This is a genomic window from Myxococcus stipitatus DSM 14675, assembly GCF_000331735.1.
GTDB lineage: Bacteria > Myxococcota > Myxococcia > Myxococcales > Myxococcaceae > Myxococcus > Myxococcus stipitatus.
On record NC_020126.1, the window covers coordinates 9,142,502 to 9,167,834 of the forward strand.

The 25,333-nt window shown below is 70.3% G+C and carries 19 protein-coding genes; 8 read left to right on the plus strand and 11 right to left on the minus strand.

Annotated elements, in window-relative coordinates:
* Positions 1–3: 3 nt before the first annotated feature.
* Complete coding sequence (locus MYSTI_RS35315; protein WP_015352640.1) at positions 4–2,838, minus strand: cation-translocating P-type ATPase; 2,835 nt, start codon at positions 2,836–2,838, stop codon at positions 4–6.
* A gap of 230 nt (positions 2,839–3,068) precedes the next feature.
* On the minus strand, positions 3,069–3,884 hold the full coding sequence (locus MYSTI_RS35320; protein WP_044282288.1) for a helix-turn-helix domain-containing protein: 816 nt from the start codon (positions 3,882–3,884) through the stop codon (positions 3,069–3,071).
* Between the two features lie 134 nt (positions 3,885–4,018).
* Between MYSTI_RS35320 and MYSTI_RS35325 the strand changes: the two genes are divergently transcribed.
* The gene (locus MYSTI_RS35325; RefSeq protein ID WP_015352642.1) at positions 4,019–4,423 is read left to right on the plus strand and encodes a hypothetical protein; all 405 of its coding nucleotides are present in this window, start codon (positions 4,019–4,021) and stop codon (positions 4,421–4,423) included.
* A gap of 43 nt (positions 4,424–4,466) precedes the next feature.
* On the opposite strand, the gene tpx is transcribed toward MYSTI_RS35325, so the two are convergent.
* From tpx to MYSTI_RS35345, 4 genes are read right to left on the minus strand one after another with little or no spacing between them, the layout of a single operon-like run.
* Positions 4,467–4,985 (minus strand): thiol peroxidase, encoded by a 519-nt coding sequence (gene tpx, locus MYSTI_RS35330; RefSeq protein ID WP_015352643.1) that lies wholly within the window; start codon positions 4,983–4,985, stop codon positions 4,467–4,469.
* A gap of 14 nt (positions 4,986–4,999) precedes the next feature.
* A complete protein-coding gene (locus MYSTI_RS35335; protein ID WP_015352644.1) occupies positions 5,000–5,932 on the minus strand; it encodes an ROK family protein in 933 nt (310 codons plus the stop codon).
* A gap of 14 nt (positions 5,933–5,946) precedes the next feature.
* On the minus strand, positions 5,947–6,501 hold the full coding sequence (locus tag MYSTI_RS35340) for an NADPH-dependent FMN reductase (protein WP_015352645.1): 555 nt from the start codon (positions 6,499–6,501) through the stop codon (positions 5,947–5,949).
* Position 6,502: 1 nt separating this feature from the next.
* Positions 6,503–7,873 carry a phosphomannomutase/phosphoglucomutase gene (locus tag MYSTI_RS35345; protein WP_015352646.1) on the minus strand — a complete coding sequence of 457 codons (1,371 nt, stop codon included), beginning with the start codon at positions 7,871–7,873 and terminating at the stop codon, positions 6,503–6,505.
* Positions 7,874–8,239: 366 nt separating this feature from the next.
* On the opposite strand from MYSTI_RS35345, the gene MYSTI_RS35350 reads away from it, so the two are divergent.
* The gene (locus tag MYSTI_RS35350; protein WP_144370210.1) at positions 8,240–9,745 is read left to right on the plus strand and encodes a hypothetical protein; all 1,506 of its coding nucleotides are present in this window, start codon (positions 8,240–8,242) and stop codon (positions 9,743–9,745) included.
* Positions 9,746–9,757: 12 nt separating this feature from the next.
* On the opposite strand, the gene MYSTI_RS42760 is transcribed toward MYSTI_RS35350, so the two are convergent.
* A complete protein-coding gene (locus tag MYSTI_RS42760; protein ID WP_015352648.1) occupies positions 9,758–12,040 on the minus strand; it encodes a serine/threonine protein kinase in 2,283 nt (760 codons plus the stop codon).
* A gap of 195 nt (positions 12,041–12,235) precedes the next feature.
* Positions 12,236–13,300, minus strand: a complete 1,065-nt coding sequence (locus MYSTI_RS35360) for a mannose-1-phosphate guanylyltransferase (RefSeq protein WP_015352649.1) — start codon at positions 13,298–13,300, stop codon at positions 12,236–12,238.
* Positions 13,301–13,422: 122 nt separating this feature from the next.
* Here MYSTI_RS35360 and MYSTI_RS35365 point away from each other — a divergent pair, with 122 nt between their 5' ends.
* The gene (locus tag MYSTI_RS35365; protein WP_015352650.1) at positions 13,423–16,308 is read left to right on the plus strand and encodes a GDSL-type esterase/lipase family protein; all 2,886 of its coding nucleotides are present in this window, start codon (positions 13,423–13,425) and stop codon (positions 16,306–16,308) included.
* Between the two features lies 1 nt (position 16,309).
* Positions 16,310–17,728: an MBOAT family O-acyltransferase gene (locus MYSTI_RS35370; RefSeq protein WP_015352651.1), complete on the plus strand. Its 1,419-nt coding sequence runs from the start codon at positions 16,310–16,312 to the stop codon at positions 17,726–17,728.
* Here MYSTI_RS35370 and MYSTI_RS35375 read toward each other — a convergent pair.
* Positions 17,725–18,336 carry a CoA pyrophosphatase gene (locus MYSTI_RS35375; RefSeq protein ID WP_015352652.1) on the minus strand — a complete coding sequence of 204 codons (612 nt, stop codon included), beginning with the start codon at positions 18,334–18,336 and terminating at the stop codon, positions 17,725–17,727. The two genes, MYSTI_RS35370 and MYSTI_RS35375, sit on opposite strands and share 4 nt — an antisense overlap.
* 12 nt (positions 18,337–18,348) lie before the next feature.
* Positions 18,349–19,242, minus strand: coding sequence for an undecaprenyl-diphosphate phosphatase (locus MYSTI_RS35380; protein ID WP_015352653.1), 894 nt, complete (start codon positions 19,240–19,242; stop codon positions 18,349–18,351).
* Positions 19,243–19,367: 125 nt separating this feature from the next.
* Here MYSTI_RS35380 and MYSTI_RS35385 point away from each other — a divergent pair, with 125 nt between their 5' ends.
* Positions 19,368–19,838 (plus strand): YchJ family protein, encoded by a 471-nt coding sequence (locus MYSTI_RS35385; protein WP_015352654.1) that lies wholly within the window; start codon positions 19,368–19,370, stop codon positions 19,836–19,838.
* A 332-nt stretch (positions 19,839–20,170) separates the two neighbouring features.
* Positions 20,171–20,989 carry a hydrolase gene (locus MYSTI_RS41195; protein WP_015352655.1) on the plus strand — a complete coding sequence of 273 codons (819 nt, stop codon included), beginning with the start codon at positions 20,171–20,173 and terminating at the stop codon, positions 20,987–20,989.
* Positions 20,990–21,063: 74 nt separating this feature from the next.
* Here the strand turns inward: MYSTI_RS41195 and metK are convergent, their stop codons facing one another.
* Positions 21,064–22,242, minus strand: coding sequence for a methionine adenosyltransferase (gene metK / locus MYSTI_RS35395; RefSeq protein WP_015352656.1), 1,179 nt, complete (start codon positions 22,240–22,242; stop codon positions 21,064–21,066).
* Between the two features lie 228 nt (positions 22,243–22,470).
* On the opposite strand from metK, the gene MYSTI_RS35400 reads away from it, so the two are divergent.
* On the plus strand, positions 22,471–23,049 hold the full coding sequence (locus tag MYSTI_RS35400) for a Tgt2/MlaC family protein (RefSeq protein ID WP_015352657.1): 579 nt from the start codon (positions 22,471–22,473) through the stop codon (positions 23,047–23,049).
* A 109-nt stretch (positions 23,050–23,158) separates the two neighbouring features.
* Entirely contained in the window at positions 23,159–25,303 is a 2,145-nt protein-coding gene (locus MYSTI_RS35405; RefSeq protein ID WP_015352658.1) for a site-specific recombinase, read from the plus strand.
* Positions 25,304–25,333: the final 30 nt, after the last annotated feature.

The window sequence follows — 25,333 nt, forward strand, 5'->3', positions numbered from 1 at the left end:
CCCTCACGCGGGGAGCCGCTCGCGCGGCCTGCCAGGAGGTGGCGTGCGCTCCTCTCGAGGACGCTCCACCGGGCCTCCGTCCTTGCGGCCCCGCAGCCACTTCTCGAAGCCCACCGCGGGCACCACCACCGCGCCCACCAGCACGGACAGGCCGATGGACGCCAGCGACAGCGGCGCCGTGCCGAAGATGTCCCGCATGAAGGGCACGTACATGAAGGCGAGCTGCAAGAGCACCAGCGCCCCAATCCCCATGAACACGGAGGGGTTGCTGAACAGGCCCACCTTGCGCAGCGAGCCCGTCAGCGTGCGGCACATCACCATGTAGAAGATCTGGAAGCTGATGACCGTGTTGACGGCCATCGTCTGCGCCTCCGCCAGGGCCCGCGCATGGCCCACGTGCGGCACCTCGTAGTGGTACTCCCAGAAGAACAGCCCCATCGCTCCCGCCGCCATCAACACCGCCACCAGCCCCGTGCGCATCACCACGAAGCGGCTGAGCACCGGCGCGTCCGGACTGCGCGGCCTGCGCCGCATGACGTCCGACTCGCGCGCCTCGAACGCCAGCGGCAAGGCCAGCGTCACCGTCGCCACCAGGTTTATCCAGAGCAACTGCGTGGGCCGCATGGCCATCAGCGGCACCGGCCCGCCACCGAAGTCCTGGATGGGGAAGAACGCCACCGCGCACAGGAGAATCAGCGCCAGGCCCAGGTTCGTCGGCAGCACGAAGGCCAGCGACTTGATGAGGTTGTCGTAGACGCGACGCCCCTCCTCCACCGCCGCCGCGATGGACGCGAAGTTGTCGTCCGTGAGGACGATGTCCGCCGCCTCCTTCGACACCGCCGTCCCGGTGATGCCCATCGCCACGCCGATGTTGGCCTGCTTGAGCGCGGGCGCGTCATTCACGCCATCGCCCGTCATCGCCACCACGTGCCGCCGCGATTGCAGCGCGCGCACCAGCCGCAGCTTGTGCTCCGGCGCCACCCGCGCGAAGACATTCGTGCGCTCCGCCACCTCCTCCAGCTCCGCGTCGCTCAGCGCCTCCAGCTTCGCGCCCACGACGCCCGGAGTGCCCGGCTCCTGCAACCCCAGCCGCGTGCCGATGGCCTCCGCCGTCGCCAGGTGGTCGCCCGTGATCATCTTCACGACGATGCCCGCCTGGTGACAGGCCTTCACCGCCTCGATGGCCTCCTCGCGCGGAGGGTCCATCATCCCCTCCAACCCCAGGAGCTCCAGCCCCGCCTCCACGTCCTCCGGGCGCAGCGAGCCCCGCGCCCCCGGCAGCTCCCGCGAGGCCACCGCCAGCACGCGCATCCCCCGCCGCGCCAGCCGCTCCACCTCCTCGAGCACCTGCGCCTCCGTCACCCGCCCGTTCCGGTGACAGCGCTTCAGCACCACCTCCGGCGCGCCCTTCAGGAACACCCGCCGGCCGCCACGCCCGTCGTCGTGCAGCGTCGCCATGAACTGGTGCTCGGACTCGAACGGAATCGCATCCACCCGGCGGAAGCGCGCCCGCGACTCCTCCACGCCCAGGCCCACCTTCTCCGCCGCCACCACCAGCGCGCCCTCGGTGGGGTCTCCCGTCATCCGCCACTCGCCGTCCCGCCCGTCCAACGCAGCGTCGTTGCACAGCACGCCTCCGAGCAGGAGGTCCCGCACGTCGTCGGGCATCAACAGCTCACTGCGCGAGGGCCCCTCCCGGCGTAACTCCCCGCGCGGCGAGTACCCCACGCCCGTCATCGTGTAGCGCCCCACCGGCGTCCACAGCGCCTGCACCGTCATCTCGTTGCGCGTCAGCGTGCCCGTCTTGTCCGAGCAGATGACGGTGGTGCTGCCCAGCGTCTCCACCGCGGGCAGCTTGCGGATGACCGCGCGCCGGGCCGCCATGCGCTGCACGCCGATGGCCAGGGCAATGGTGACGATGGCGGGCAGGCCCTCGGGAATCGCCGCCACCGCCAGGGTGATGGCCAGCACCACCGCCTCGCTGAGGTCGTAGCCGCGCGCCATGCCCACGCCGAGCAACAGCACGGAGACCACCAGGATGGCCCCGGTGATGACCTTGGCGATGGTCGCCAGCGCCTTCGTCAGCGGCGTCTCCAAATCCGTGGCCTGGCGGAGCATCTCCGAGATGCGCCCCAGCTCCGTCGCGCCGCCCGTGGCCACCACCACCGCCGTCGCCATGCCGGACGTCACCAGCGTCCCGCCGAAGACGACGCTGCGCCGGTCCCCCAGCTCCGCGTCCGCCTCCACCGCCGCGGGCTGCTTCGCCGCCGGCACGGACTCACCCGTGAGCGCGGCCTCCTCCACCTGCAGGTTGCGCGAGGTGACCAGCCGCATGTCCGCGGGCACCTTGTCCCCCGAGGCCACCTCCACCACGTCCCCCGGCACCAGCTCCGCCGCGGGCACCGCGCGCTTGCTGCCCCCCCGGACGACGGTGGCGTTCTCCGGCACCATCCGGCTCAGCGCCTCGATGGCCCGGCCCGCACGGAACTCCTGCACGAAGCCAATCAGCGTGTTGAGCACCACCACCGCCGCCACCACCAGCCCGTCCGTCACCTTCCCCAGCGCCACCGCCAGCACCGCGGAGACGATGAGCACCCAGATGAAGGGGCTGTTCACCTGACGCCAGAGCAGCTTCAGCGGCCCTTCGCCCTTCTGTCGCTGCAGCACGTTGGGCCCATGACGGGACAGCCGCTCTCGCGCCTGCTCATCCGTCAGCCCTCCCGCCTCGCTCTCCAACTGCTCGAACACCCGCTCGGGTGGCAGCGCATGCCAGGGCACGACTCCGCGGGAAGACGCCGGGGCATCCTTCCCAGGCGCGGCGGGTGGCGGCTCGTGCATGGGACTCCCCCTGCCAGCGACGGCGGTGATGGGAGGCTTCTCCTCCCCACGCAAAAGCTATGTCCGGCGCGTCCGCGCGCTTCACGCCCGCCCACGCGGAGGGCAGGCGCCCCGTGTACTCCGCGACAGAGGGACAGCCATTTCAACTATTCCCAATAATCCAAGAAATAATTGAATTAACCAGTCATCGCTCCATCGCCGCCGCGCCGGGGGGGAGGCGGGCCCGGCCGTCAGGACAGCTCGGAGCGCCGCGCCGCCTCGGCGGCCTTGCGAAGCAGCTCTCCCGTCGCGGCGTCCGCGGGGAAGAACGACTCGATGGCCAGCTCCGACAGGGTGATGTCCCTGGGCGTGCCGAACACCGTCGTCGTGCTGATGAAGGACAACACGCCCAGCCGCGTCCGCACGCGCAAGGGCACCACCAGGCTGGTGAAGTCGGGCGCGTGCACCTCGGGCGCGCCACCGCCGCCGCCCATTCCGCGAAGCTCCACGAGCAGCTCCGCCAGCTTCGCGTCCGCCGTGGCCGCCGCCTGACGGTGGAGCCGCGCCAGGATGTGCGCGCGCCACTGCTCCAGGTTGAGGATGTTCGGCGCCAGGCCCTCGGGGTGCAGGCTCAGGCGCAGCACGTTGAGGGGCGGCGTGAGCAGCTCCGCGGGAATGCCCTCCAACAACAGGCCCACCGCGCGGTTCGCCGTGACGAGGTGCCAGTGCCGGTCCACCGCGAGCGCAGGGTACGGCTCGTGTCCGGACAGCACCAGCTCCACCGCCTCGCGCGCCGCCTTCATCTGCGGCTCCTCCAGCGAGTTCTCCGGATACGCGGGCGCGAAGCCCGCGGCCATCAGGAGGGCGTTGCGCTCGCGCAGCGGCACGTCCAGCTCCTCCGCCAGGTGCAACAGCATGTCCCGGCTGGGCGAGGAACGGCCCGTCTCCAGGAAGCTCACGTGACGCGCGGACACCTCCGCGCGCATCGCCAAATCCAACTGACTCAAGCTGCGGCGCTGGCGCCACTCCCGCAGCAACTCTCCCACCGGACGGCTCGGCATCATCATGTCCCGGACACTAGAAACGCGGGGGAAGTGCTCCAATTACCTCGGGCGTAATCGACTTCAAATGCCCCGGCGCGCAATTTGTGTCCTCACACGGCGGCCGGATTCACCGGCGCCGGATTGCCAAGGACACCTCCATGAACGCCGTTCCCGCTTCGCGCACCCTGATGGGCCACATCCTCCTCGCCGACGGCGTCGCCAGCGGGGCCACCGGTGCGCTGATGTGCTTCGGCGCCGGCCCCCTGAGCGGACTGCTGGGGCTCGACGCCACGCTGCTCCGAGTCGCTGGCGGCGGCCTGCTGCCCTACGCCGCGCTGCTGGTCTTCTTCGCGATGCGCCCGCTCGTCTCGCGCTCGCTCGTGTGGACCATCATCGCCATCAACGCCCTGTGGACGGTGGACAGCTTCGCGCTGCTCGCGTCGGGCTGGGTCCAGCCCACGGTGTGGGGCCAGGCCTTCGTCGTGTTCCAGGCCCTGGCGGTCGCCGTCTTCGGGGCCTTGCAGCTGATGGCCCTCAAGCAGGCCCGTCTGGTGCCGGCCTGAGGCGCGGTGACCTCCCGCGCCTGGAGGCCGGCCCGCTCGGGACTCAGAGCGCCTGACGGACGGCTTCCAGCGCGGCGTCGTAGTCCGGCTCGCGCATCATCTCCGGGACGACTTCGCGGAAGACGACGCGGCCATCCCGGCCCACCACGAAGGTGCTGCGCGCCAGCACTCCCAGCTCCTTCATGTACAGGCCGTACTTCCGCGCGAACTCGCGCTCCTTGTAGTCCGACAGCACGGCGACGTTTTGAATCCCCTCCGCCGCGGTGAAGCGGTTGAGGGCGAAGGGCAGGTCCAGGCTCAGGTACCAGACCTTCACGTCCGGCCCCAGCCCCGTGGCCTGCTGGTTGAACATGCGCAGCTGCACCGCGCACACCTTGGTGTCCACGCTGGGCGCGACGCTCAGCACGACGACCTGCCCCTTCAGCTCCGACAAGCGGTGGGACTCGAAGAACCCCTTCCAGACGGTGAAGTCGGGCGCGACGTCCCCCACCTGCACCTGCCCCTCCCCCTCCAGCGTCACCGGCTGTCCGCGGTAGGTGACCTGGTTCTTGAACTCCGCCATTCACGGCTCCTCTCTCACGCGGCCAGCAATGCCGCACCAATGAGACCGCTGTCGTCGCCGAGCTCCGCGTCGGCGATGAGCAGCCCCTCCCGGGACGTCTGGGACGCCCACGCCCGCACCCCCTCCAGCACCCGGCGGCGAATCCCAGGGCAGTGGTTCAACACCCCTCCCCCGAGGATGAGACGCGCGGGATTCAACACCGTCACCTGGTTGGCCACGGCCAACGCCAGGAAGTGCGCGGCCCGCTCATACACCTCTCGCGCCGCCGCGTCGCCTGCTTCCGCCGCCTGCTCCAACGTCACCGGCGTCAGCTTCGTGCCCTCGTCTCCCACCAGGTGGGCCAGTGCGGGCGAAGCTCCCGCATCCAGGAGCTCCCGCGCCTGGGCGATGAGGTTGTGCCCGCCCGTGTAGGCCTCCAGGCACCCCTGCTCACCACAGCCGCAGCGCCGGCCCCCGGGCACCACTTTGACGTGGCCCAGCTCTCCCGCCACGCCGCCCGCTCCGTCCAAGAGCCGGCCTCCGGAGATGATGGCGCTGCCCACCCCCGAGCCCACGAACACCACCAGCAGGTCCTGCGCGCCCCGGCCCGCGCCCACGTGCAATTCCCCCCACGCGGCGGCGGACAGGTCGTTGACCACCTTCACCGGCTGGCCCAGGCGGTCGGTGAGCAACTGGCCCAGCGGCACGTTGCGCCAGCCCAGGTTGGGGGCCACCGAGAGCACCCCCGAGTCCTTGTGAATCTGCGCGGCGGCCCCCACGCCACAGGCATCCACGATGACGCCCGCGGAGCGCACCGCCGCGGATGCCGCCTCCGCGATGGTCTCCACCACGCTGGAGGGGCTGCGCTCGGCCAGGGCTACCTTGGCCGAGGCGAGCATCTTCCCCCCCTCGTCCACCACGGCGGCACGGGCGAACGTCCCACCCAGGTCGATTCCAAGCGTTGCCACGGCGGTGTCCTTTCTCAGCCCTTCTTCACCCGCTCCACCAACTCCGCGACCAGCGCGTCCACTTCCCGCTGCCGGGCCGGGTCCTTCAGCGCGCCCTCGGGGGTGAAGAACTCCGAGGCCCTGGCCACGTGCACCTGGGTGGGCATCACCAGCGCCCCCGTCGAGGACATCACCTGACGCAGGTGCGGCTGCATGCGCGCGGTGCCGAAGGGGCCCGGGGTGGCGCCCATGATGGCGGTCCACTTCCCCTGGAAGCGCTTGCCCGGTGCCCGGGAGGCCCAGTCGATGGCGTTCTTCAGGCCGCCGGGAATGGACGAGTTGTACTCCGGGCTGGAGATGAGGAAGCCCTGGGCCTGCGCCACGCGCTCGCGCAACTCCACCACGGGCGCGGGCAGCCCTTGAGCCTCCACGTCCCCATCGTAGATGGGGAGGTTCAGGAGCTTCAGGTCGAGGACATCCACGTCCGCGCCCAGCTCCCGCGCCTTCGCCACCCCCACCGCCAGAAGATGCCTGTTGAAGCCATCCGCGCGAAGAGTCCCGCTGATGGCGAGGATGCGAGGCGCCGTCATGTCACCCTCCGACTTCGCGCTGGACGCGAGCGACGGTGCCTTCGATGAGCGCTTGAATCTCCTTCAAGCGCTCGGGCGTGTTGGCCTCGAAGCGCAGCACCAGGATGGGCTGCGTGTTGGAGGCGCGAATCAGGCCCCAGCCATCCGGGAACGTCACGCGCACGCCGTCCACGTCGATGATGTCGTGGCCCGCGGCGCGCAGCCACTCGGTGGCGCGCTTGACCATCTCGAACTTCTTCTCCTCCTTCGTGTCGAAGCGCAGCTCGGGGCTGGCGTAGGTCTTCGGCACGTCGGCGAGCAGCTCGGAGAGCTTCTGCTTCTCGTGGGTGAGGATCTCCAGGAGGCGCGCGGACGAGTACACCGCGTCGTCGAAGCCGTAGTAGCGGTTCTTGAAGAAGATGTGGCCGCTCATCTCCCCGGCCAGCTCCGCGTGCTCCTCCTTCATCTTCGCCTTGATGAGCGAGTGGCCCGCCTTCCACATCACGGGCTTGCCGCCGCGCTTGGCGATGTCGTCGTACAGCGTGTAGCTGCACTTCACCTCGCCGACGATGGCCGCGCCCGGGCTGTCCTTCAGCACGTAGCGGCTGAAGAGGACCATGAGCTGGTCGCCCCAGAGGATGTTGCCCTGGTCGTCGATGACGCCGATGCGGTCGCTGTCGCCGTCATAGGCGATGCCGACCTCCGCCTTCTCGCGCTTCACCGCGGCGATGAGGTCCTGGAGGTTCTCCACCACCGTGGGGTCCGGGTGGTGGTTGGGGAACGTCGCGTCCATCTCACAGAACAGGGGCACCACTTCGAAGCCCATGCTCTCGAACAGGGGGACCGCGATGGCGCCGCCGGTGCCGTTGCCCGCGTCGATGACGATCTTCATCCCCTTGCGGCCCACCTTCACCGTCTGCCGGACGAAGTGGTTGTAGGGGGTGATGATGTCGAAGGGGGTGACGGTGCCACGGGTGGCGGAGACCTCGAAGTCGGCGGCCTCGATGAGCTTGCGCAGCGCCTGGATTTCGTGGCTGTGGAAGGTGGTCTTCCCGGCGCCAATCTTGAAGCCGTTGTACTCCGGCGGGTTGTGGCTGCCGGTAATCATGGCCAGGCCATCCACCGGCAGGGTGTTGGCGGCGAAGTACGTGAGCGGCGTGGGCACCACGCCCACGTCGTAGACATTCAGGCCGGTGGACGTCAGGCCGGCACAGAGCGAGTCGCGGAAGCGGGTGGACGACTCACGGCAGTCGCGGCCCACGGCGATGAAGCGGCCGCCCTTGCGGCGGATGATGGTGCCCAGGCCCTTGCCCAGGAGCTCCACCACCTCGGCCGTGAGGTCCTTATCGACCAGGCCCCGGATGTCGTATTCGCGGAAGATATGCGCGTTCATGAAGGTGTCCCCGCCCTCCAGGTTCTCGAGGGCATGACGAAGGGCGGCGGACTCTACACGAGCCCCCGCCTTCCCGGCACCCGGCGAGGGGGCCTGAAGCCCCACTGAACCAGGCACCGTCCGGGACTCAGCAAGTCCCTGGGGTGCCAATCAACCCCTGGTTGTGCCCGCCTGTCGGACAGTCAGCAGGACAGCGGCGGATTCGAGCACGGGCCCTCATCCGGCGCGCCGTCCGCCGTGTCGCCCGACATGTCGAACAAGGGTTCGCGCCCACCGCTTCTCCGCAAGTGCCCTGAATCCCAGGCACGCATGGGAGGCATGACGGTTGCTCATGTCCGGTTCGCACCCCACACCGGAATGGACGTCATGACCACACCCCCCGCGGCCTCTTCTGCCTTCACCCCGCTGAGCCGACCGAACGCCCCGCCGCTGTCGCGGCTCGCGCGCTACGAGCCTCGAACCCACACATACACGCCCCTGACGGGCCCGCTGGAGCAGGTGACCCAGGACGGCTGCCACGTCTATGTGGTGACGCATGGATGGGCGGAGGGGTTCAGTGACGTCATGGTGGACTACGCCAAGGCCACCCACGGCAAGATGCTGACCGTCTGGGAGACCCTCGTCTGGCACGGGAGCAATCCTGGACCCGCGGGCGCGTGGATCTTCAAGCCCACGTCCGACTCCCAGAAGGGCATCACCGTGTCGCCCGTGGGCATGGCCCACGCCATCACCCAGTTGGACCCCTTGGCCATCGTGCTCGTCTACAGCTGGCTCGACGGCGCGGCGACTCCCGCGAACCTGCTGGATGGCCACTTCTCCCAGGCCAACACGGACATGTTCGGGCTCATCGCCGGACAGGCCATCCAGATGGCCCTGCCCGAAGACTTCGTCGCCTCCGGTGGCCTCCTGCACCTGATTGGCCACAGCGACGGCACGAAGGTGATGACCATCGCCGCCGCCGAGCTCATCGAGCATGGAATCCCCGTCACCCAGCTCACCCTCTTCGACTCCCCCGAGAACTCGACCGCGCGCAGCCATGACTCCGCCAACTTCCTCTGGTACTACCTCGCGCGTGTTCCCGGAGCGCGGCCCGCCAAGGGCCCGGTGGGGACGTTCATCGACAACTACATCTCGATGTTCGGCACGACGCTGTCCGCCTTCAACTACACCGACCCGAAGGGCACGGCCGTCGACCCGCTGAGCAAGGACGTCGACCTGAACCGCATCGTCGATACGACCCTCCAGTCGCAGGTGCTCTACGGCACCTCCAGCACGGAGGACGGCAACCGGCACTGCTATGCGCCCGCGTGGTACTCCGGCACCAGCGTGGACACGACCTACGGCGGAAACGTCTACGGGCTCGGGTGGTCTCCGCTGCTGCATGCCCCGTCGGTGGCGGGAGCGCTGCACCAAGCAGAGGTACAGACCTGGACCGTCCCCACCCAGAAAACCCAGTTCGCCTTGGCCTCCGCCTCCACGCCCGCCGCGATTTCGCCTGCCTTCGCGCTGCTGGATCCAACGAATCCAGCACCCACGAAGCTGATGGCGACGCGGGGGAAAGTGGGTGTCGAGCCCGTCTCCGTCACGGGTCTCCCCACGGGTGTGAACGGGCTTTCGTTCTCCTACAAGTTCGAGGCGACGACCCCGATGGCACTTGCTGGAGCCACGCTGAAGGTGACGCTCGGTGAGAGGCTGCTCTTCATGATGGAAGGGATGTGGAGCGGCACCCAGGCCAGGACGGCGACCCTGAACGCCGCCTCGCTCGCCACCCTCAGGGAGGGAACGCTCACCTTCACGCTCGAATACGACGGCCCGGGGTGGGTGAACGCCACCATCGCGAATCTCTATTACTTCACCGGGCTCGACACCTGAGCAGGCCCGACGTCAGGCCGTGGAGACCGCGACCTCGCGGACGTCCACGGCCGGCGTCGGGGTGAGGCGCAGCTTCTTTCGCAGCGCGCGGTAGTGACGCAGCCAGGGCACGTTCAAGGGGTCCAGCACCAATGCCTCGGCATAGCGTGCCAGGGCCCCCGCCAGGGATTGCGCTGCTTCCAGCGCGTGCCCCTGGTCGAAGAGCGCCCGTGCCCGGGTCTCCGCGAGAGGACGCGTGGAGAGGAACACCTGGCGCAAGGCTCCGGTGCTCTCCTCCGACAGGCCCGCGTCGAGGCAGCGCGCGACTCCGGCGAGGTTGCCCCGCGCGGCGTCGAGGCCCACGCGAGACGAGGGCTCCCCCAACGCACGGCCCGCCGCATCCACCCGGCGCAGCAGGTCCTCCAGGGCCTGTCGCTGCCCCACCGGAAGGGGGCGCTGACGGAACTGGCTCAGGTGGCGCAGCGTGGAGAGGGCGCGACGGCGCACCTGCTCGAAGTCCTCGTGGGGCAGCGCGCCCAGCAGGGCATAGGGGTCCTTCTCCAGGCCCGCCGAACGCACCAGCAGCAGCGCCACCTCCGCATCGGGGACAGGCTCCGCGTCCAGGACTCCGTGCACGACCCCTACGCCCAGCGCATGCGCCAGGAGGTCTCGCGCCGACTCGCCCGCGAACTGGACATAGAGGCCCGAGGCGCCGCCCCAGCCCCGCGCCTCCTCGCTCGTGACGTGGCGGACGACGTCGCAGTCGCCCACCACCTGCCGCTTCCCCAACATCAACTCCACGGGGACCTGCGCGGCCAGCGGCGGTAACGGCCCCGCCCACGCGGCGAAGAAGCCCTTCACCGTCACATCCCCCACCCGCACGGGGACGAACTCCGCATCCGGCGCGAGGCCCAGCCGGACACACAGCCCCGTGGGGGCCTCCATCCGCGGCGCGGTGGCCTCGGACCGCGCGCTGACCCACGCTGCGTCCGTCACCTCTCCTCGCGCATCCATCCGTGGCGCGGTGGCCTCGAGCCGCGCGCTGCCCCACGCCGCGTCCGTCACCTCTCCTCGCGCATCCATCCGTGGCGCGGTGCCCTCGGGCCGCGCGCTGACCCACGCCGCGTCCGTCACCTCTCCTCGCGCATCCATCCGTGGCGCGGTGGCCTCGGGCCGCGCGCTGCCCCACGCCGCGTCCGTCACCTCTCGTCGCGCATCCATCCGTGGCGCAAGGCCGACAGCACGCACACCGCCGAGCGCCACGTCTGAAGCGAGTCCGCCTCCTGTGTCTCCCCGGAACGCGGGCACCTCGGCAACCGCCGCACTTGTACGCGAGCCCTCCTCGTTGTGCGCCACCTCCCGCAGCGCCGCGTGCATCGGCGTCGCGCCATCCTCGGGCAGCGCATCTCCGAAGATGGAGACCCCACCCCTCAACGTGCGCGTGCGCGCCGTCGCCCGGCCCATCCCCTCCAGCAACGCCTCACGAAACTCCCGCGCGTTCTCGAACCGCTCCTCAGGCTCCTCCGCCAGCGCTCGCAGCAGCGCGGCCGAGAGCCCCCGCGGAACACTCGAGTCCACCACCTCCGGCCGCACCGGCGACATGCCTCCGACGCGCCCGAACCCGAACGGCAGCCGCCCCGTCACGAGCAGGTACCCCACCACCCCCAGCGCATACACATCCGTGCGCGCATCCACCGCGAGCCCCATCCACTGCTCGGGCGCGAGGAACTCCGGCGAGCCCACCACCATCCCGCACGCGCGCTCCCTCGGCGTGAGCCGCGCGGTCAGCACCGCGCGCGTCTCGAAGCCGAGCACCTTCACCCGCCGCTCCCCCCGCGTGAGCCGCAGGCACTCCGTCGACAACCCGCCGTGCACCAACCCGCGCGCATGCGCGGCCTCCAGCGCCTCCAGCACCTGCGTCAGCAGCCCCACCACCTCCCCGGGCGGAAGCGGAACGGGCAGGCGCGCGAGGTCCTCGCCCTCCACGTACTCCATCAACATGCACGGCAGCCCCTGTGGCCCGGGGCGCGCATCCAGCACCCGCGCCACATGGCGATGCCGCAGGCCCCGCAGCCGCCGAGCCTCCTCGAGGAACGCGGCCCTCACCAACGGCCGCACCGCCAGCCTCGGGTGCAACACCTTCACCGCGAAGAGATGACCCGAAGGCCCATGCTCGGCCCGATACACCGTGCCGACCGACCCCCAACCCACGGCCTCACGCAGCACCAGCGGCCCGTGCCGCTGTCCCTCCAGAGACGGAACCGCCGGACAACTCGTGCCCACCGGATGCTCCACCGCGCAGTGTCCGCATGCCATGTCGCCACCGCCTCTGCCGCCCCGGCATGGGGCGGATGGCGGCGACACTGCAACCCGCGTGCTCCCCCTGCTTCGTCAGGAACCCGACAGGACAACCTCCCGCCAGGACCAGAACCCCGGGAAAGCCGCTGCCCAGAGACGGAAAAACTTTCAGCCCCCGGGTCGGAACTTTCTCCAGCGCACACCCAGCGCTGACTACAGGTACTTCTGCAGCTTCCTCGCCTTGAGAGCCTCGACGACCTTGCGCACGTCCTGGCTCTTCTCACGGGGCACCACCAGCACCGCGTCCCCGGAGTCCACCACCACCACGTCCTTGAGCCCCACCACCGACAGCGGGCGTTTGTCCGCGAGCACCACGCAGCCCGTACAGTCCACCACCACGGCCAGGTCGCCGGAGATGACGTTGCCGTTCGCATCCGCGGGGCGCACCTCGGGAATCGCCGCGAACGAGCCCACGTCGGACCAGCCGAAGTCCCCCGGCAGCACCGCGATGTTGGACGCCTTCTCCATCACGCCGTAGTCGATGGAGATGGAGGGCAGCTTGGGGAACACCTTCTTCAGCACCGCCGCGTAGGTGCGCTTGCCCACCGTCTTGCGCAGCGCCTCCAGGCCCTTCTTCATCTCCGGCATGTGCTGCGCGAAGGCGGCCAGGATGACGTCCGCGCGGAAGACGAAGATGCCGCCGTTCCACAGGTACTCCCCCGAGGACACATAGCCCCGGGCCGTCTCCACGTCGGGCTTCTCCTTGAACGCCTTCACCGCCCGGCCGCCGCCCTCCAGCGAGGCGCCCACCTGGATGTAGCCGTAGCCCGTCTCGGGGCGGTTCGGCTGGATGCCCAGCGTGACGATGTGCCCGCCCTCCGCGATGCGCGCGGCCTCCGCCAGCGTGCGCTTGAAGCCGGGCACGTCCGCGACGTGGTGGTCCGAGGGCAGCACCACCATGACGCCTTCGGGGTCCCTGGCCGCGACGTGGAGGGCCGCCAGCGCGATGGCGGGCGCGGTGTTGCGCGCCACCGGCTCCACCAGCAGGTTCCCCTTGGGCAGCCCCTTCACCAGCTTCGCCGCCGCCTTCGCGTGCAGCGGGCCGCAGACGATGAAGGTGTTCTTCACCGTCGACAGGCCCTTGAGGCGCGCGGCGGTGTCGGTGATGAGCGGCTGCCTCGAGGCCAACGGCAGGAACTGCTTGGGCCGCGCCTGGCGGGACAGGGGCCAGAAACGGGTGCCGGAACCACCAGCCATGATGACGGGGTAGAGGGCCATGCGGGGTACGACTCCTGCGAGTGCCGGTTCGTCGCCGGCGGGAGGCGCCAGGGTCTTCCCCCGGCGTGAATGGCGGCGCACCATACCGTTTCGGCCTTTTCGGGAAAGAGGGAGCCCGCCCCATGCCGCCCCCCACCGGGCCGTTGCGACCCCCACCCTCCCGCCAGGACAGGTCGCCCGTCCGCTCCCCGGACGATGAAGCGGCCTTGGACGGCGAGAGTTTTGACCCGCCCCCGAAAAGCCAGTCTCATGTCGCGCTGTTGGACTTCCTCAAGGCCAGAACCACCGGGCTGACGCTCACCCTCACCGTCGCACTGGCGCTGGGGCTTTCACTCGCCCCGATTCCGGAGTCGTGGCGGCCCCTGCCCAGCCTCCAGCAGGGTCCGCTGGGCCAGAAGCTGCTGGCCCTGGTCGTCCCCGCGTCGTTCCGAGGCGGCCGCCCCGCGCCCCTCCCGGAGGTCGACGCCGCCTCGCCGGACACGCCCAAGTCCCCCGCCCTCCCGGAGGAGGACTCCCCCGAGGACGCCGGCCCCGAGGTGGCCACGGGCCCCGCCACGCCGCCCCCCGCCGTGCCCACCACACCCGGCATCGGCCTGGAGGAGCTCAGCGCCCCCACCCTGGCGCGCGCCGTGGAGTTGGAGGCCCTGCGCGAGCGGATGAGCGCGCAGCACGTGGACATCGAGCCCAACTGCCGCAAGGCCCGCGCCGACGGCACCTGTGAGGAGGACGGCCTGGCGCCCTTCCTGCGCGCGCTGGGAGAGCTCCGCTCCGACACGCGGCGCTCGCCCGTGCGCGTGGTGCACCTGGGCGACTCGCTGGTCGCGTCGGACTACATCACCGACGTGGTGCGCGACAGGCTCCAAGAGCGCTTCGGCTCCGGAGGCAAGGGCTTCCTCTTCATCACCCGCCCCGCGAGCGCGGGACGGTGGACGCGCTCCGGACGGGGCTCGGACGGCTGGGAGATTGCCCGACTGGTGGACACCAAGTGGCCCCGGGACAGGGTGGGCTGGACGGGCGTGGCCTTCACCGCCAGCGGCCCGCAGAACACGAAGTACGACGTGGAGGGCTCGCGCGTCGCGGAGCTGTTCTTCCTGGCCCAGCCCGCCAGCGGCTCCGTGCAGCTCTCCGTGGACGGCCGGCCGCTGCAGCGCGTGCAGACGCGCGGCTTCTCGAAGACGAAGTCGGAGGCGGCCTTCGCGCGGGTCTCCATCCCCGAGGGCGCCAAGACGCTGACGCTCACCACGTCCGGCAAGGTGGAGCTGCACGGCGTCACGCTGGAGACAGGCACCCCGGGCGTCATCTACGACACGGTGGGCCTGCTGGGCGGCATGGCGGAGGTGTACCTGCGCGCCCAGCCCGCGGCCTTCCGCGCGCAGCTGCGGCAGCGCAAGCCCGCCATGGTGGTGCTGATGGTGGGCGGCAACGAGGCGTTCTTCTACTCGCGAGACCGCACGACGCTGGACGAGGTGCGCGCGCAGATGAAGGAGCTGGTGTCGCGCGTGCGCGCCAACGTGCCGGACGCGGCGTGCCTGGTGATGTCCCCCATCGACGCGGGCGTGCGCACCATGGGCGGCGAGCTGGTGCCGCGCCGAGGCTCCAAGGAGGTCTCCGACATCTTCCGCGAGGAGGCGCGCCTGGGCGGCTGCGCGTTCTGGGACGCGTACAGCGCCATGGGCGGCGAGGGCGCGGCGCTGCGGTGGCTGGAGGCAGGGCTGATGCTGGAGGACCTGGTGCATCCGCGCGCGAAGGGCTCCGACCTGCTCGGCCACCTCTTCGACCTGGCGCTCCAGCGCAGCTTCGCGAAGACACACGCGCCGCTGGTGCCCGTGCGGGACGACTCCGGGCTCCAGGGTGCGGACACCGCGCTGCCCAAGACCTTCGACCGGCTGCGACGCCGCGAGGCGGGAGAAGCCCTGCGTGTGGGCATCGCGCAGCTGGGTGCGTCGCACACGGCCTCGCACTACTTCACGGACGCGGTGCGCGGCGTGCTGACCCAGCGCTTCGGCGACGCGGGCCGAGGCTTCATCGCCGCGGGCAAGGCGTCTCCTCGGCTGGAGAACGCGCGCGTGGCCCGCGAGCTGGTGGGCGACTGGAAGGTGGAGGACGCGCTGGAGTCTGCGCCCGGTGGACTGTGGGGCCTGACGGGCATCCGCGCCGTGGGCACTCCGGGCGCGAAGCTGCGCATCGAGTTCTGCAAGGACTGCCCGGAGGCGAAGGCGCTCTCGGGGCGCCTGGACCTCTACGCGCTGGACGTGCCGGACACGGCCGCCCCCGAGATTCGCATCGACGGCGAGGCCATGCCTCCCGACGCGCCGCTCCCCGAGCCCCTGGCCGCGCCCACCGTGCGCATCCGCTCCTTCCCCGTCACGGGGGCCTCGCATCGGGTGGAGGTGGAGGCGCCCTCGGGCAGTGGTGTGACGGTGCTCGGCGCCGCGCTGGAGTACGACAGGCCCGGCGTGGTGATGGACGCGCTGGGGCTGCCGGGCTCCACGGCCTTCACGCTGCGGAACATGGACGCGGGCGCGGTGGACTCGCAGCTCGCCTCACGGCGGCCGGACCTGCTGGTCTTCTGGTACGGCACGAATGAAGCGGGCCTCGCGGACCTGGACGCGGCGGGACTGACGCGCGACTACTCGGCGCTCATCACCCGGCTGCGCAAGGCCACGGGCAACGCCGAGTGCCTGCTGATGGGCCCCACGGACCGGCTGCAACAGGACGCGAACGCCCGCTGGACGGAGGCGCCCGCGCTGGGCTCGGTGTTGAGCGTGCTGCCCCAGGTGGCGCGGGACGCGGGGTGCGCGTACTGGTCTCCTCGCGCGGCCATGGGCGGTGAGCGGGCCATGCTGCGCTGGCAGCGCGCGCGCCCGGTGCTGGGCCACGCGGACGGCGTCCACCTGACGCCGGAGGGCTACGAGCGACTGGCGGCGAGCTTCGCGCGCGACTTCCTGGCCGCCTACGAGCAGCACAAGAAGGGCCCCCCCACCGCCGCACGCATGGACGGAAACTGACGTGCTCTCGCACAGCCTCCAGTACGTCGTCTTCGTCATCGCGGTGTTCGCGCTCTACTGGGCGGTGCACCGGCACTTCTGGCCGCGCATGCTGGTGCTGCTGGTGGCCAGCGTGTACTTCTACGCGGCCTTCACGCCCTTCCCGCTGCTCATCTTCCTGGTGGGCGTCACGGTGGACCACCTGCTCGTCAAGGGGATGGGCCGCTCGCAATCCCAGGGCGTGCGCAAGCTGCTCGTCACGCTGTCCATCGTGTCGAACCTGGGGCTGCTCGCGGGGTTCAAGTACCTGGAGCTGTTGCGCAAGACGGCGCTGGAGCTGGTGCCCGCCTCGTGGGGCCTGCACATCCGCGAGGCCCCGTTTGATTTGATTCTGCCGGTGGGCCTGTCGTTCTACGTCTTCCAGGCCATCAGCTACACGGTGGACGTGTACCGGGGGAAGGCGAGCGCCGGGCACTCGTTCATCGAGCACCTGCTCTACATGCTGTTCTTCCCGCGCGTGGTGAGCGGGCCCATCATCCGCGCGTCGGAATTGATGGAGCGCTTCCGCGACGTGCCCACGCTGACGCCGGAAGACGGCGGACGCGCGATGTTCCGCATCGCGGTGGGCCTGGTGAAGAAGCTGGTCATCGCGGACGTGCTGGGCAGCGGCATCGTCGACCCGGTGTTCGCCGCACCCGAGAAGTACGCGTCCGCCGAGTGTGTCGTCGCCGCCATCGCCTACACTTTCGAGCTCTACTACGACTTCTCGGGGTACTCGGACATCGCGCTGGGTGTGGCGGCGCTGTTCGGCTTCAAGTTCCCGGAGAACTTCAACCGGCCGTACCTGGCGAAGAACCTGGGTGAGTTCTGGAACCGGTGGCACATGAGCCTGTCCACCTGGCTGCGGGACTACCTGTACCGCCCGCTGGGCGGCAACCGGGTGTCGAAGCCGCGGGTCCTCTTCAACCTGATGACGGTGATGGTGCTGGGCGGCCTGTGGCACGGCGCGGACTGGCGCTTCGCGGTGTGGGGCGGCGTGCACGGCCTGGCGCTGGGGCTGACGCGGTGCTGGGAGTGGACGGTGGGCAAGCCGGAGAAGCCCGGTGTCCCGCGCCTCGCGGTGGGGATGCTGGTGACTTTCACCATCGTCGTGCTGACGCGCGTGGTGTTCCGCGCGAAGAACATGACGGACGCGGGTGAGTTCTACGTGCGGATGATGGAGGGAGTGCCCGGCATCGCCAACGTGAGCCCGCTGGTGTGGGGCATGCTCGCGGCGGCGGTGTTCTTCCACGCGGTGCCGCTGAAGCTCTACACGGTGACGTCGGAGCTGTTCGTCCGGATGCCCGTGCCCGTGCGCGCCGTCGCGCTCATCCTCTTGGGCCTGGGCATCCGCCACCTCTCCGCGGTGGAGACGCGGCCCTACGTCTACCTCCAGTTCTAGCGCGGAGGCGTGAGCAGCGCCCGCAACCCGGGCACCTGCTCCACCTGCGCCAGGAAGTCACGGAGGATGCGCGCGGTGGCGCCCCAGATGACGTGGCCCTCGTAGGTGTAGAAGTACAAGTCCCGCTCGGCGCCGAGGACTTCCTTGCGCTCGACGCGGAGGATGGCCGGGTCCATCAGCCGCTCCAGGGGCACCTCGAGGATGAAGGCCACCTCCTCGACGCTGGGCGTGTACTGGCCATCTCCAGGAATCACGCCCACGAAGGGACGCACGCGGTACTGGGAGATGGTGGGCACCTCGTCCAGCATGCCGAGCACCCGCACGCCTCGCCGGTCGATGCCCAGCTCCTCCTCCGTCTCGCGCAGCGCGGTGTGCAGCGGCGTGAGGTCCTCCGCGTCGCGTCCGCCCCCGGGGTAGCTGTACTGGTTGGCGTGGGTGCGCAGCGTGGCCGGGCGGCGGGTGAACACCATGTGCGGCACACCATCGCGCTCGAACAGCGGCACCAGCACCGCGGCCTCGCGCAACACGAGCCCCGGCAGATTCACGTCGCGAGCCGGACGCGACGCGAGCCGAGACTCCACCCCCTGGAACAGCGCCTCCACGCTCACGACGTCCGCCTCCTAGTCCGCGACCTGCTTCTCCACCTGCCGCGCGCCCGCGTCACGGGGCGCCTCCGCGTGCTCCGCGCCCGACAGGGGCTTGAGCACTCCCGCCTGGAGCAGCACGAGGAGCAGCACGCCCAGCACGATGCGATAGACGACGAACACCAGCGTCGTGCGGGAGCGCAGGTAGTTCAACAGCCACGCGATGGCCGCCATGCCCGACGCGAAGGCCACCAGCGTGCCCACCCAGAGCGACAGGGCGCTGGGGCGCTCGGTGGCCTCCAGCAGGTGCTTGAGCTCGAAGAGGCCCGCGAGCGTGGTGGCGGGGATGGACAGGAGGAACGAGTAGCGGGCCGCGTCCTCGCGCTTGAGGCCCAGCGACAGTCCGCCGGTGAGCGTGGTGCCGGAGCGCGACGAGCCCGGGATGAGCGCCAGCGCCTGCCACAGGCCGATGAGGATGCCATCCCGCCACGTCATGTCCGCGAGCGTGCGCCGATGCGAGGCGCGCTTCTCCACGACGAAGAGGATGATGGCCAGGATGATGAGGCTGGCGGAGATGACGTAGAGCGAGCGGAACTGCGTCTCGATGGACTTCTTGAAGGCGAGGCCGCACAGGCCGATGGGCAGCGTGCCCACCAGCACGAACCACGCCAGCCGCGACTCCACGGTGCCGAAGGGGTCCTTCTTCGCGAGCCCTCGGAAGAAGGCGGCCACGAGGGAGACGATGTCCTTGCGGAAGTAGATGAGCACGGCGGCCACGGTGCCCAATTGGATGACCGCCGAGTACGCGGCCCCCGGGTCCTTCCATCCGAACAGCTCCGGCGCGATGCGCAGGTGCGCGGTGGAGCTGATGGGGAGGAACTCGGTGAGACCCTGGACCAGTCCCAGGACAATGGCTTCAAGGAGGCTCATAGGCGTGGCCACGGGATGTATGCCCGGACTCCTCCGCCAGCAAGGGTGTTCCGTCGCGTGTGTGGGTCGTCGTGCACGTCCCATCCCGCTTCCGGGCGGGGTCCAGGTAGGCTTCCACCCCTGCCATGCCCCCTGCCCCTCCGTGCCCCTGCTGCTCTGGCCTGCGCTATCGAGAGTGCTGCGCACCCTTCCACCGAGGTGACGCGGAAGCGCCCGACGCCGAGCGTCTGATGCGCAGCCGCTACAGCGCCTTCGCGATGCGCGAGGCCGCCTACCTGTGGAGGACACTCCACTCGAGCCACCCGGACCGGTCCCGCCCGGAGGCCGAGGTGGTGCGGGAGCTGCGCACGTTCGCCCAGGGACACCAGTTCCCCAAGCTGGTGGTGATGGACCGGCGCGCGCCGGACGCCCAGGGCACCGCGCAGGTGCTCTTCTTCGCGAAGGTGTTCGAGAAGGGCAAGGAGCGCTCCTTCGTCGAGCGCTCCGACTTCCTGCACGACGGCGTCGGCTGGCGATACCACTCCGGCGACACGCTCGCGCTGCGCGAGCTGACGGTGCCTCCGGAGTCGCTGACCATCGACACGTATCCGAAGTGAGTAGCACTCTCGGACGAGACGCGATGCCCACCCCCAAGCTGTCCTCCCTGCTCGAGCCCGCGAACCAAGGCGAGTGGAGCCGCGTACTCGACGGCCTCCTCACTGCCTGACGCGCGGCTCGATCACAGGACGGCCTCACCGCGCTCGGACACCCTCACGGAAACACGGGCTCGGAAAGAGTCTCGGACGCGTGGCCCAGGACCCGCGCCCTCGTGTCTTTCGAGCCACACGTCCTCCACGCCACCCAGTCACACAAGGCCACTGGCGTACTCCTTGCTCCGGCCCGCGCTCCAACGCGGAGACCTTCCGCCCTGTCCCGAATCCGGAGCCTCATGCCTCGCATCCTCCGCGGCACCTTGCTCGCCATCCTCGTGCTCGCGACACCGAGCGCACTCGCGGCCTCGCCCAAGCCCGCGCATCCCGGCTGCTTCCTGCTGATGAACCTGGAGACCGGTGAGGTCCGCCGCAATGACGTGAAGAAGTGCGCGAAGCGGATGCCGCCCGCCTCCTCCTTCAAGGTGCCTCACGCGCTCATCGCGCTGGAGACGGGCGTCGTCACGAGCGTCGACCAGGTGCACACCTGGGATGGGACGCAGCACCGCCTCGCGATGTGGAACCAGGACCAGACGTTGGACACCGCCATGCGCCGCTCCGCGGTGTGGGTCTTCCAGGGGACGGCGCGGAAGATTGGCCGCGAGCGCATGGAGGACTGGCTGAAGCGCTTCCGCTACGGCACGCAGGACGCCTCGGGCGACATCACGCTCTTCTGGCTGGGTGGCCCGCTGCGCATCTCCCCGGACGAGCAGCTCGACTTCATGGCGCGCCTGTACCGGGGCCAGCTCCCCGTCCGCCCCGAGGTCCTCGAGGCCGTGAAGGGCACGCTCGTCCACGGCCCCGACACCGTGGCCAGCGTCCGCGACGGCATCAACCAGGGAGGCCCGTGGAAGGACGGCGCGGTGCTGAGCGCCAAGACGGGCTGGTACCCGAGCAAGGACGGAGACGTCACCTGGCTGGTGGGCCACGTGGCTTCAGCCAATGGAGGACGCCACGTCTTCGTCAGCGCCGTGAAGTCGCCCGCGGGCAAGTCTCCGTCCGCGAACCCCGCGCTCGCCGCCGCCATCGACTCGCTCGAGGCGAGCGGACTGCTCTGAAACGGCGATGGGCCGCCCCCCTCTTCGGGAAGCGGCCCATCCAGACTCGCTCAGTCAGCGGAGCGAGGGTGCCTTCAGACGGCCTTCAGGCGGCGCGACGCGGGGCCGGTGGCGGCGTCCTTGAGCGCGTCCTTGCGGTCCGTGCGCTCCCAGGTGAACTCCTTCTCCGTGCGGCCGAAGTGACCGTACGCGGCGGTCTTCTGGTAGATGGGCCGCAGCAGGTCCAGGTGCTCCGTGATTTCGCGCGGCTTGAGGCCGAACGTCTGGCGGATGGCCTTGGCGATGCGCTCTTCCGGAACCGTCGCGGTGCCGAACGTCTCCACCATCACGCTGACCGGCTCGGCCACGCCGATGGCGTAGGAGACCTGCACCTCGCAGCGGCGAGCCAGGCCCGCGGCCACCACCGTCTTGGCGATGTGGCGCCCCATGTACGCGGCGGAGCGGTCCACCTTGGACGGGTCCTTGCCGCTGAAGGCGCCGCCACCGTGACGGCCCATGCCGCCGTAGGTGTCGACGATGATCTTCCGGCCCGTCACGCCCGAGTCGCCCATGGGGCCACCCACCACGAAGCGGCCCGTGGGGTTGATGTAGAACTTGGTCTTGTTGTCGATGAACTTCTTGGGCAGCACCTTCGCGATGACGTCCTCGCGGATGGCCTCCTGGATGCGCTTGTTGGAGACGTCATCCGAGTGCTGCGTGGACACCACCACCGCGTCGATGCGCACCGGACGGCCGTCGCGGTACTCCACCGTCACCTGGCTCTTGCCGTCGGGGCGAATCCAGTCGTGCTGCTTGCGGCGCACGTCCGCCAGCTTGCGCGTCAGCGCGTGCGCGTAGTGCAGCGGCGCGGGCATCAGCTCCGACGTCTCGTCGCACGCGAAGCCGAACATCATGCCCTGGTCACCGGCGCCCTGCTCCTTCTTGTTGTCCACGCCGCGCGCGATGTCCTGGCTCTGGCCTTCGATGGCGACCATCACGCCGCACGTGTTGCCGTCGTAGCCCATCGCGCTGTCGGTGTAGCCAATCCGACAGATGGTGCTCCGGACGATCTTGGGGATGTCCACGTACGTGTTCGTGGTCACCTCGCCGGCGACGATGGCGAGGCCCGTCTTGACGAGCGTCTCCACCGCGACGCGCGCCTGGGGGTCCTTGGCGATGATGGCATCCAGGACGCCGTCGGAAATCTGGTCGGCGATCTTGTCCGGGTGGCCCTCGGTAACGGATTCGGACGTGAACAGGAAGTCGGTAGGCATGTCGTCTCTATGCAAAGGGAGCGCGGACCGCGCGAGAGGGTCGGACACTAGAATCTGGCCCCAGGGGAGTCAAACAGCGAGCAGGTCCACTTCATTCGACTGTCGTTCAATGGGAATGAGTGGGCTCGGGCGTCCGCCGGCCGAGCATCCCTGGGATGAATTTGGCGAGGCGCCCGGCGTCCGCATGGGCTAACAGAAGCCTGCATCTCCGCTGGAGGACTCACCGACATGAACGCCCGCTTCCGTACCCTCTCCCTCCTGGTTGCCTTCACGCTGTCCGTGCCCGCGCTCGCCGCGGCGCCGAAGCAGAAGGACGACCCCATCGCCAAGCCGGTGAAGACCGTCGTCTCCTCCGTGCGCTACGAGCGCGACGCGGCGGCGCTCAAGCTCTTCGGCGGCGAGGAGCAGGGGAAGTACCTCCTGGGTGATTCGTGGGCGAAGGGCACCGACGAGCAGCGCAAGGAGTTCGTCACCCTCTTCCACGGCCTGTTCGCCAAGATTGCCTTCCCGCGCGTGCGGGAGAACTTCAAGTCGCTGGAGGACATCGTCTACTCGCCCGCCGAGGTGAACGGCAACGAGGCCACGGTGGACTCGGTCGTCTTCATCAAGCACCCGCTGAAGACGCAGGAGATGAAGCTGAAGTACCGGCTGGTGAAGGACGGGGCCGCGTGGAAGGTGGTCGACGTGACGGTGCTGGGCTCGTCCATGCTCCAGGACATCCGCGACACGCAGGTGCAGCCGCTGCTCCAGCAGGGCGGATGGGACCTGCTGCTGGGCCGCATGCGCCAGGAGCTGGCGAAGAAGTAACCCCGGTGCCTCACTGCTGGCGGACCTGCCCACCAGGCCGCCGTCCGCCGGAAGGGTTTCGAGGGGGCAGCGGCTGGCGTAGTCTGGCCCTCCCCCTCTCGCCTGGTCGATGAACGCCCCTCCCTCCTCTCCCCCCTCATCAAGCCGCAACCATCACGGCCCGTCCGAGCGGGAAGTGGATGCGTTCTGCGTGCAGTACGCGCCGCGCGCCCCGGGCCACCCGGCGGTGCGGGACGTGTACCGGCTGCTGCGCGACGTGCCGGAGGAGGGGCTGGAGCCTCGGCTCGCATGGGTGGAGCGGTGGGTGGCGTGGCTGCGCGAGGACATCCCCGCACATGCCCTGGTGGACGCTTCCGAGCCGGAAGGCCCCATCGCCGACACGCGCCTGGCCCTGATGGTGCGCGTGCTGGAGGGTGAGCCGGCCATGCGCGCCGCCGTGACCCACCTGGTCGCCGCCGTGTGCGAGGGCAGCCGGGGCCTGAAGCTCTTCGCGCAGGTGGGCCTGCCCGCGGGCCAGGGGTTCCTCGCGGAGGCGGGCGACCGGCTGGCGCGCAAGGTCCTCCCCGCCGCGCCCGAGCCGGGCAAGCTGTCGGAGCTGCTGCTGCGCGTGTTCCCCGTGCCGGAGGACGCGGTGTGGCTGGCCCTGCTGTCCCCCGCGCTGGTGGCGAAGCTGGCCTTCCTGGTGGGCGAGCCGAAGCCTCCGGACCCGATGCCCGGGACCCGCGTGCGCGCGGACATGATGGACGCGCTGATGCTGCTGGCGGTGCAGACCTCCGCGCTGGGCACCCTGGAGGACATGCGGGACCGCTCCCCGGAGACGTCCTTCCGCGCATCGCCGTTCCTGCGCCTGCGGCGCGTGTGTGACGCGGTGCTGGCGCGGGACGCGGCGCCGGACACGCTGCGCGAGCTGACGACGACGGTGGACGACTGCCGCCAGGTGGTGGGCAGCGTGTCGCGCCACCTGGAGGCCGCGGGCGTCAGCGTGGACCTGGTGTACCGGCTGGAGCGCATCCGCCGGAGCCTGGAGCGCATGGAGGCCATCGCCCGCGTGCTGGGCGCGCCCCGGGGCGAGCCGCGCTGGCGCGAGGCGCTGGGCCTCCTGTCGGACCTGCTGCGGCGCGCGCACGAGGACCGCTCCGTCGGGGACCTGGTGCGGCGCAACGCGCGGATGCTGGCGCGAAAAATCATCGAGCGCGCGGGCCACTCGGGTGAGCACTACATCACCACCACGCGCGCCGAGTTCCACGAGATGGTGCACTCGGCGGCGGGCGGCGGGCTGGTGACGGCCGTCGCGGTGGCCGGCAAGTTCCTGCTCGCCACGCTCGCGCTGGCCCCGTTCTTCGCGTGGCTGGCGGTGGGCCTCAACTACGCGGTGGCCTTCATCCTCATCCAGGCCCTGGGCTTCACGCTGGCCACCAAGCAGCCCTCCGTCACCGCCGCCACGCTGGCTGGCGCGGTGAGCGATGGCGCCCGGGGCGAGCGGCTGTCCAGCCTCATCGACATCATCCCCCGCATCACCCGCTCCCAACTGGCGGCCTTCGCCGGCAACCTGGGCTGCGTGCTGCCCGCGGCGGTGGCCCTGGCCCTGGCGTGGCAGGCGGCGGTGGGCGCCCCTTTCCTCTCCCCCGCGAAGGCCCAGGCCACGGTGGCGTCCCTGCACCCCTGGAAGAGCGGCTCGCTGCTGTTCGCCGCGCTGACCGGCGTGCTGCTGTGGTTGTCCAGCGTGGCCGGTGGGTGGCTGGAGAACTTCGTGGTGTACCGGCGGCTGCCGGAGGCCCTGGCCCACCACCGCGTGCTGCGGCGGGTGCTGGGCGTCTCCGGCGCGCGCAGGCTCGCGGACGGGCTGCTGCATGCCGCGTCGGGCCTGGGCACCAACGTGACGCTGGGCTTCCTGTTGGCGCTGATGACGGTGCTGGGGCGCTTCATCGGGCTGCCCCTGGACATCCGACACGTGACCTTCGCGCTGGGGCAACTGGCCCTCGCCGGCGGCGCGCTGGGCCCCCAGGGGGTGCTCCAGCCGGACTTCCTCGCCGCGCTGGGAGGGGTGGCCGCCATCGGGACGCTCAACTTCGCGGTGTCCTTCTCTCTGGCCCTGGGGGTGGCGGTGCGGGCCCGGGACATCCCCTTCGCGGAGGCCCTGCCCTTCCTGCGGGCCGTGGCCCTGCGCTTCCGGGCGGACCCCCGCTCGTTCTTCCTGCCCCCCAAGCCTCCGGCCGAGGTGCCCGCCCCCGTCCCCGTGGACGTCCGTCCATGACACTCCAGTGACAACGGAAGCCAGGGGGGC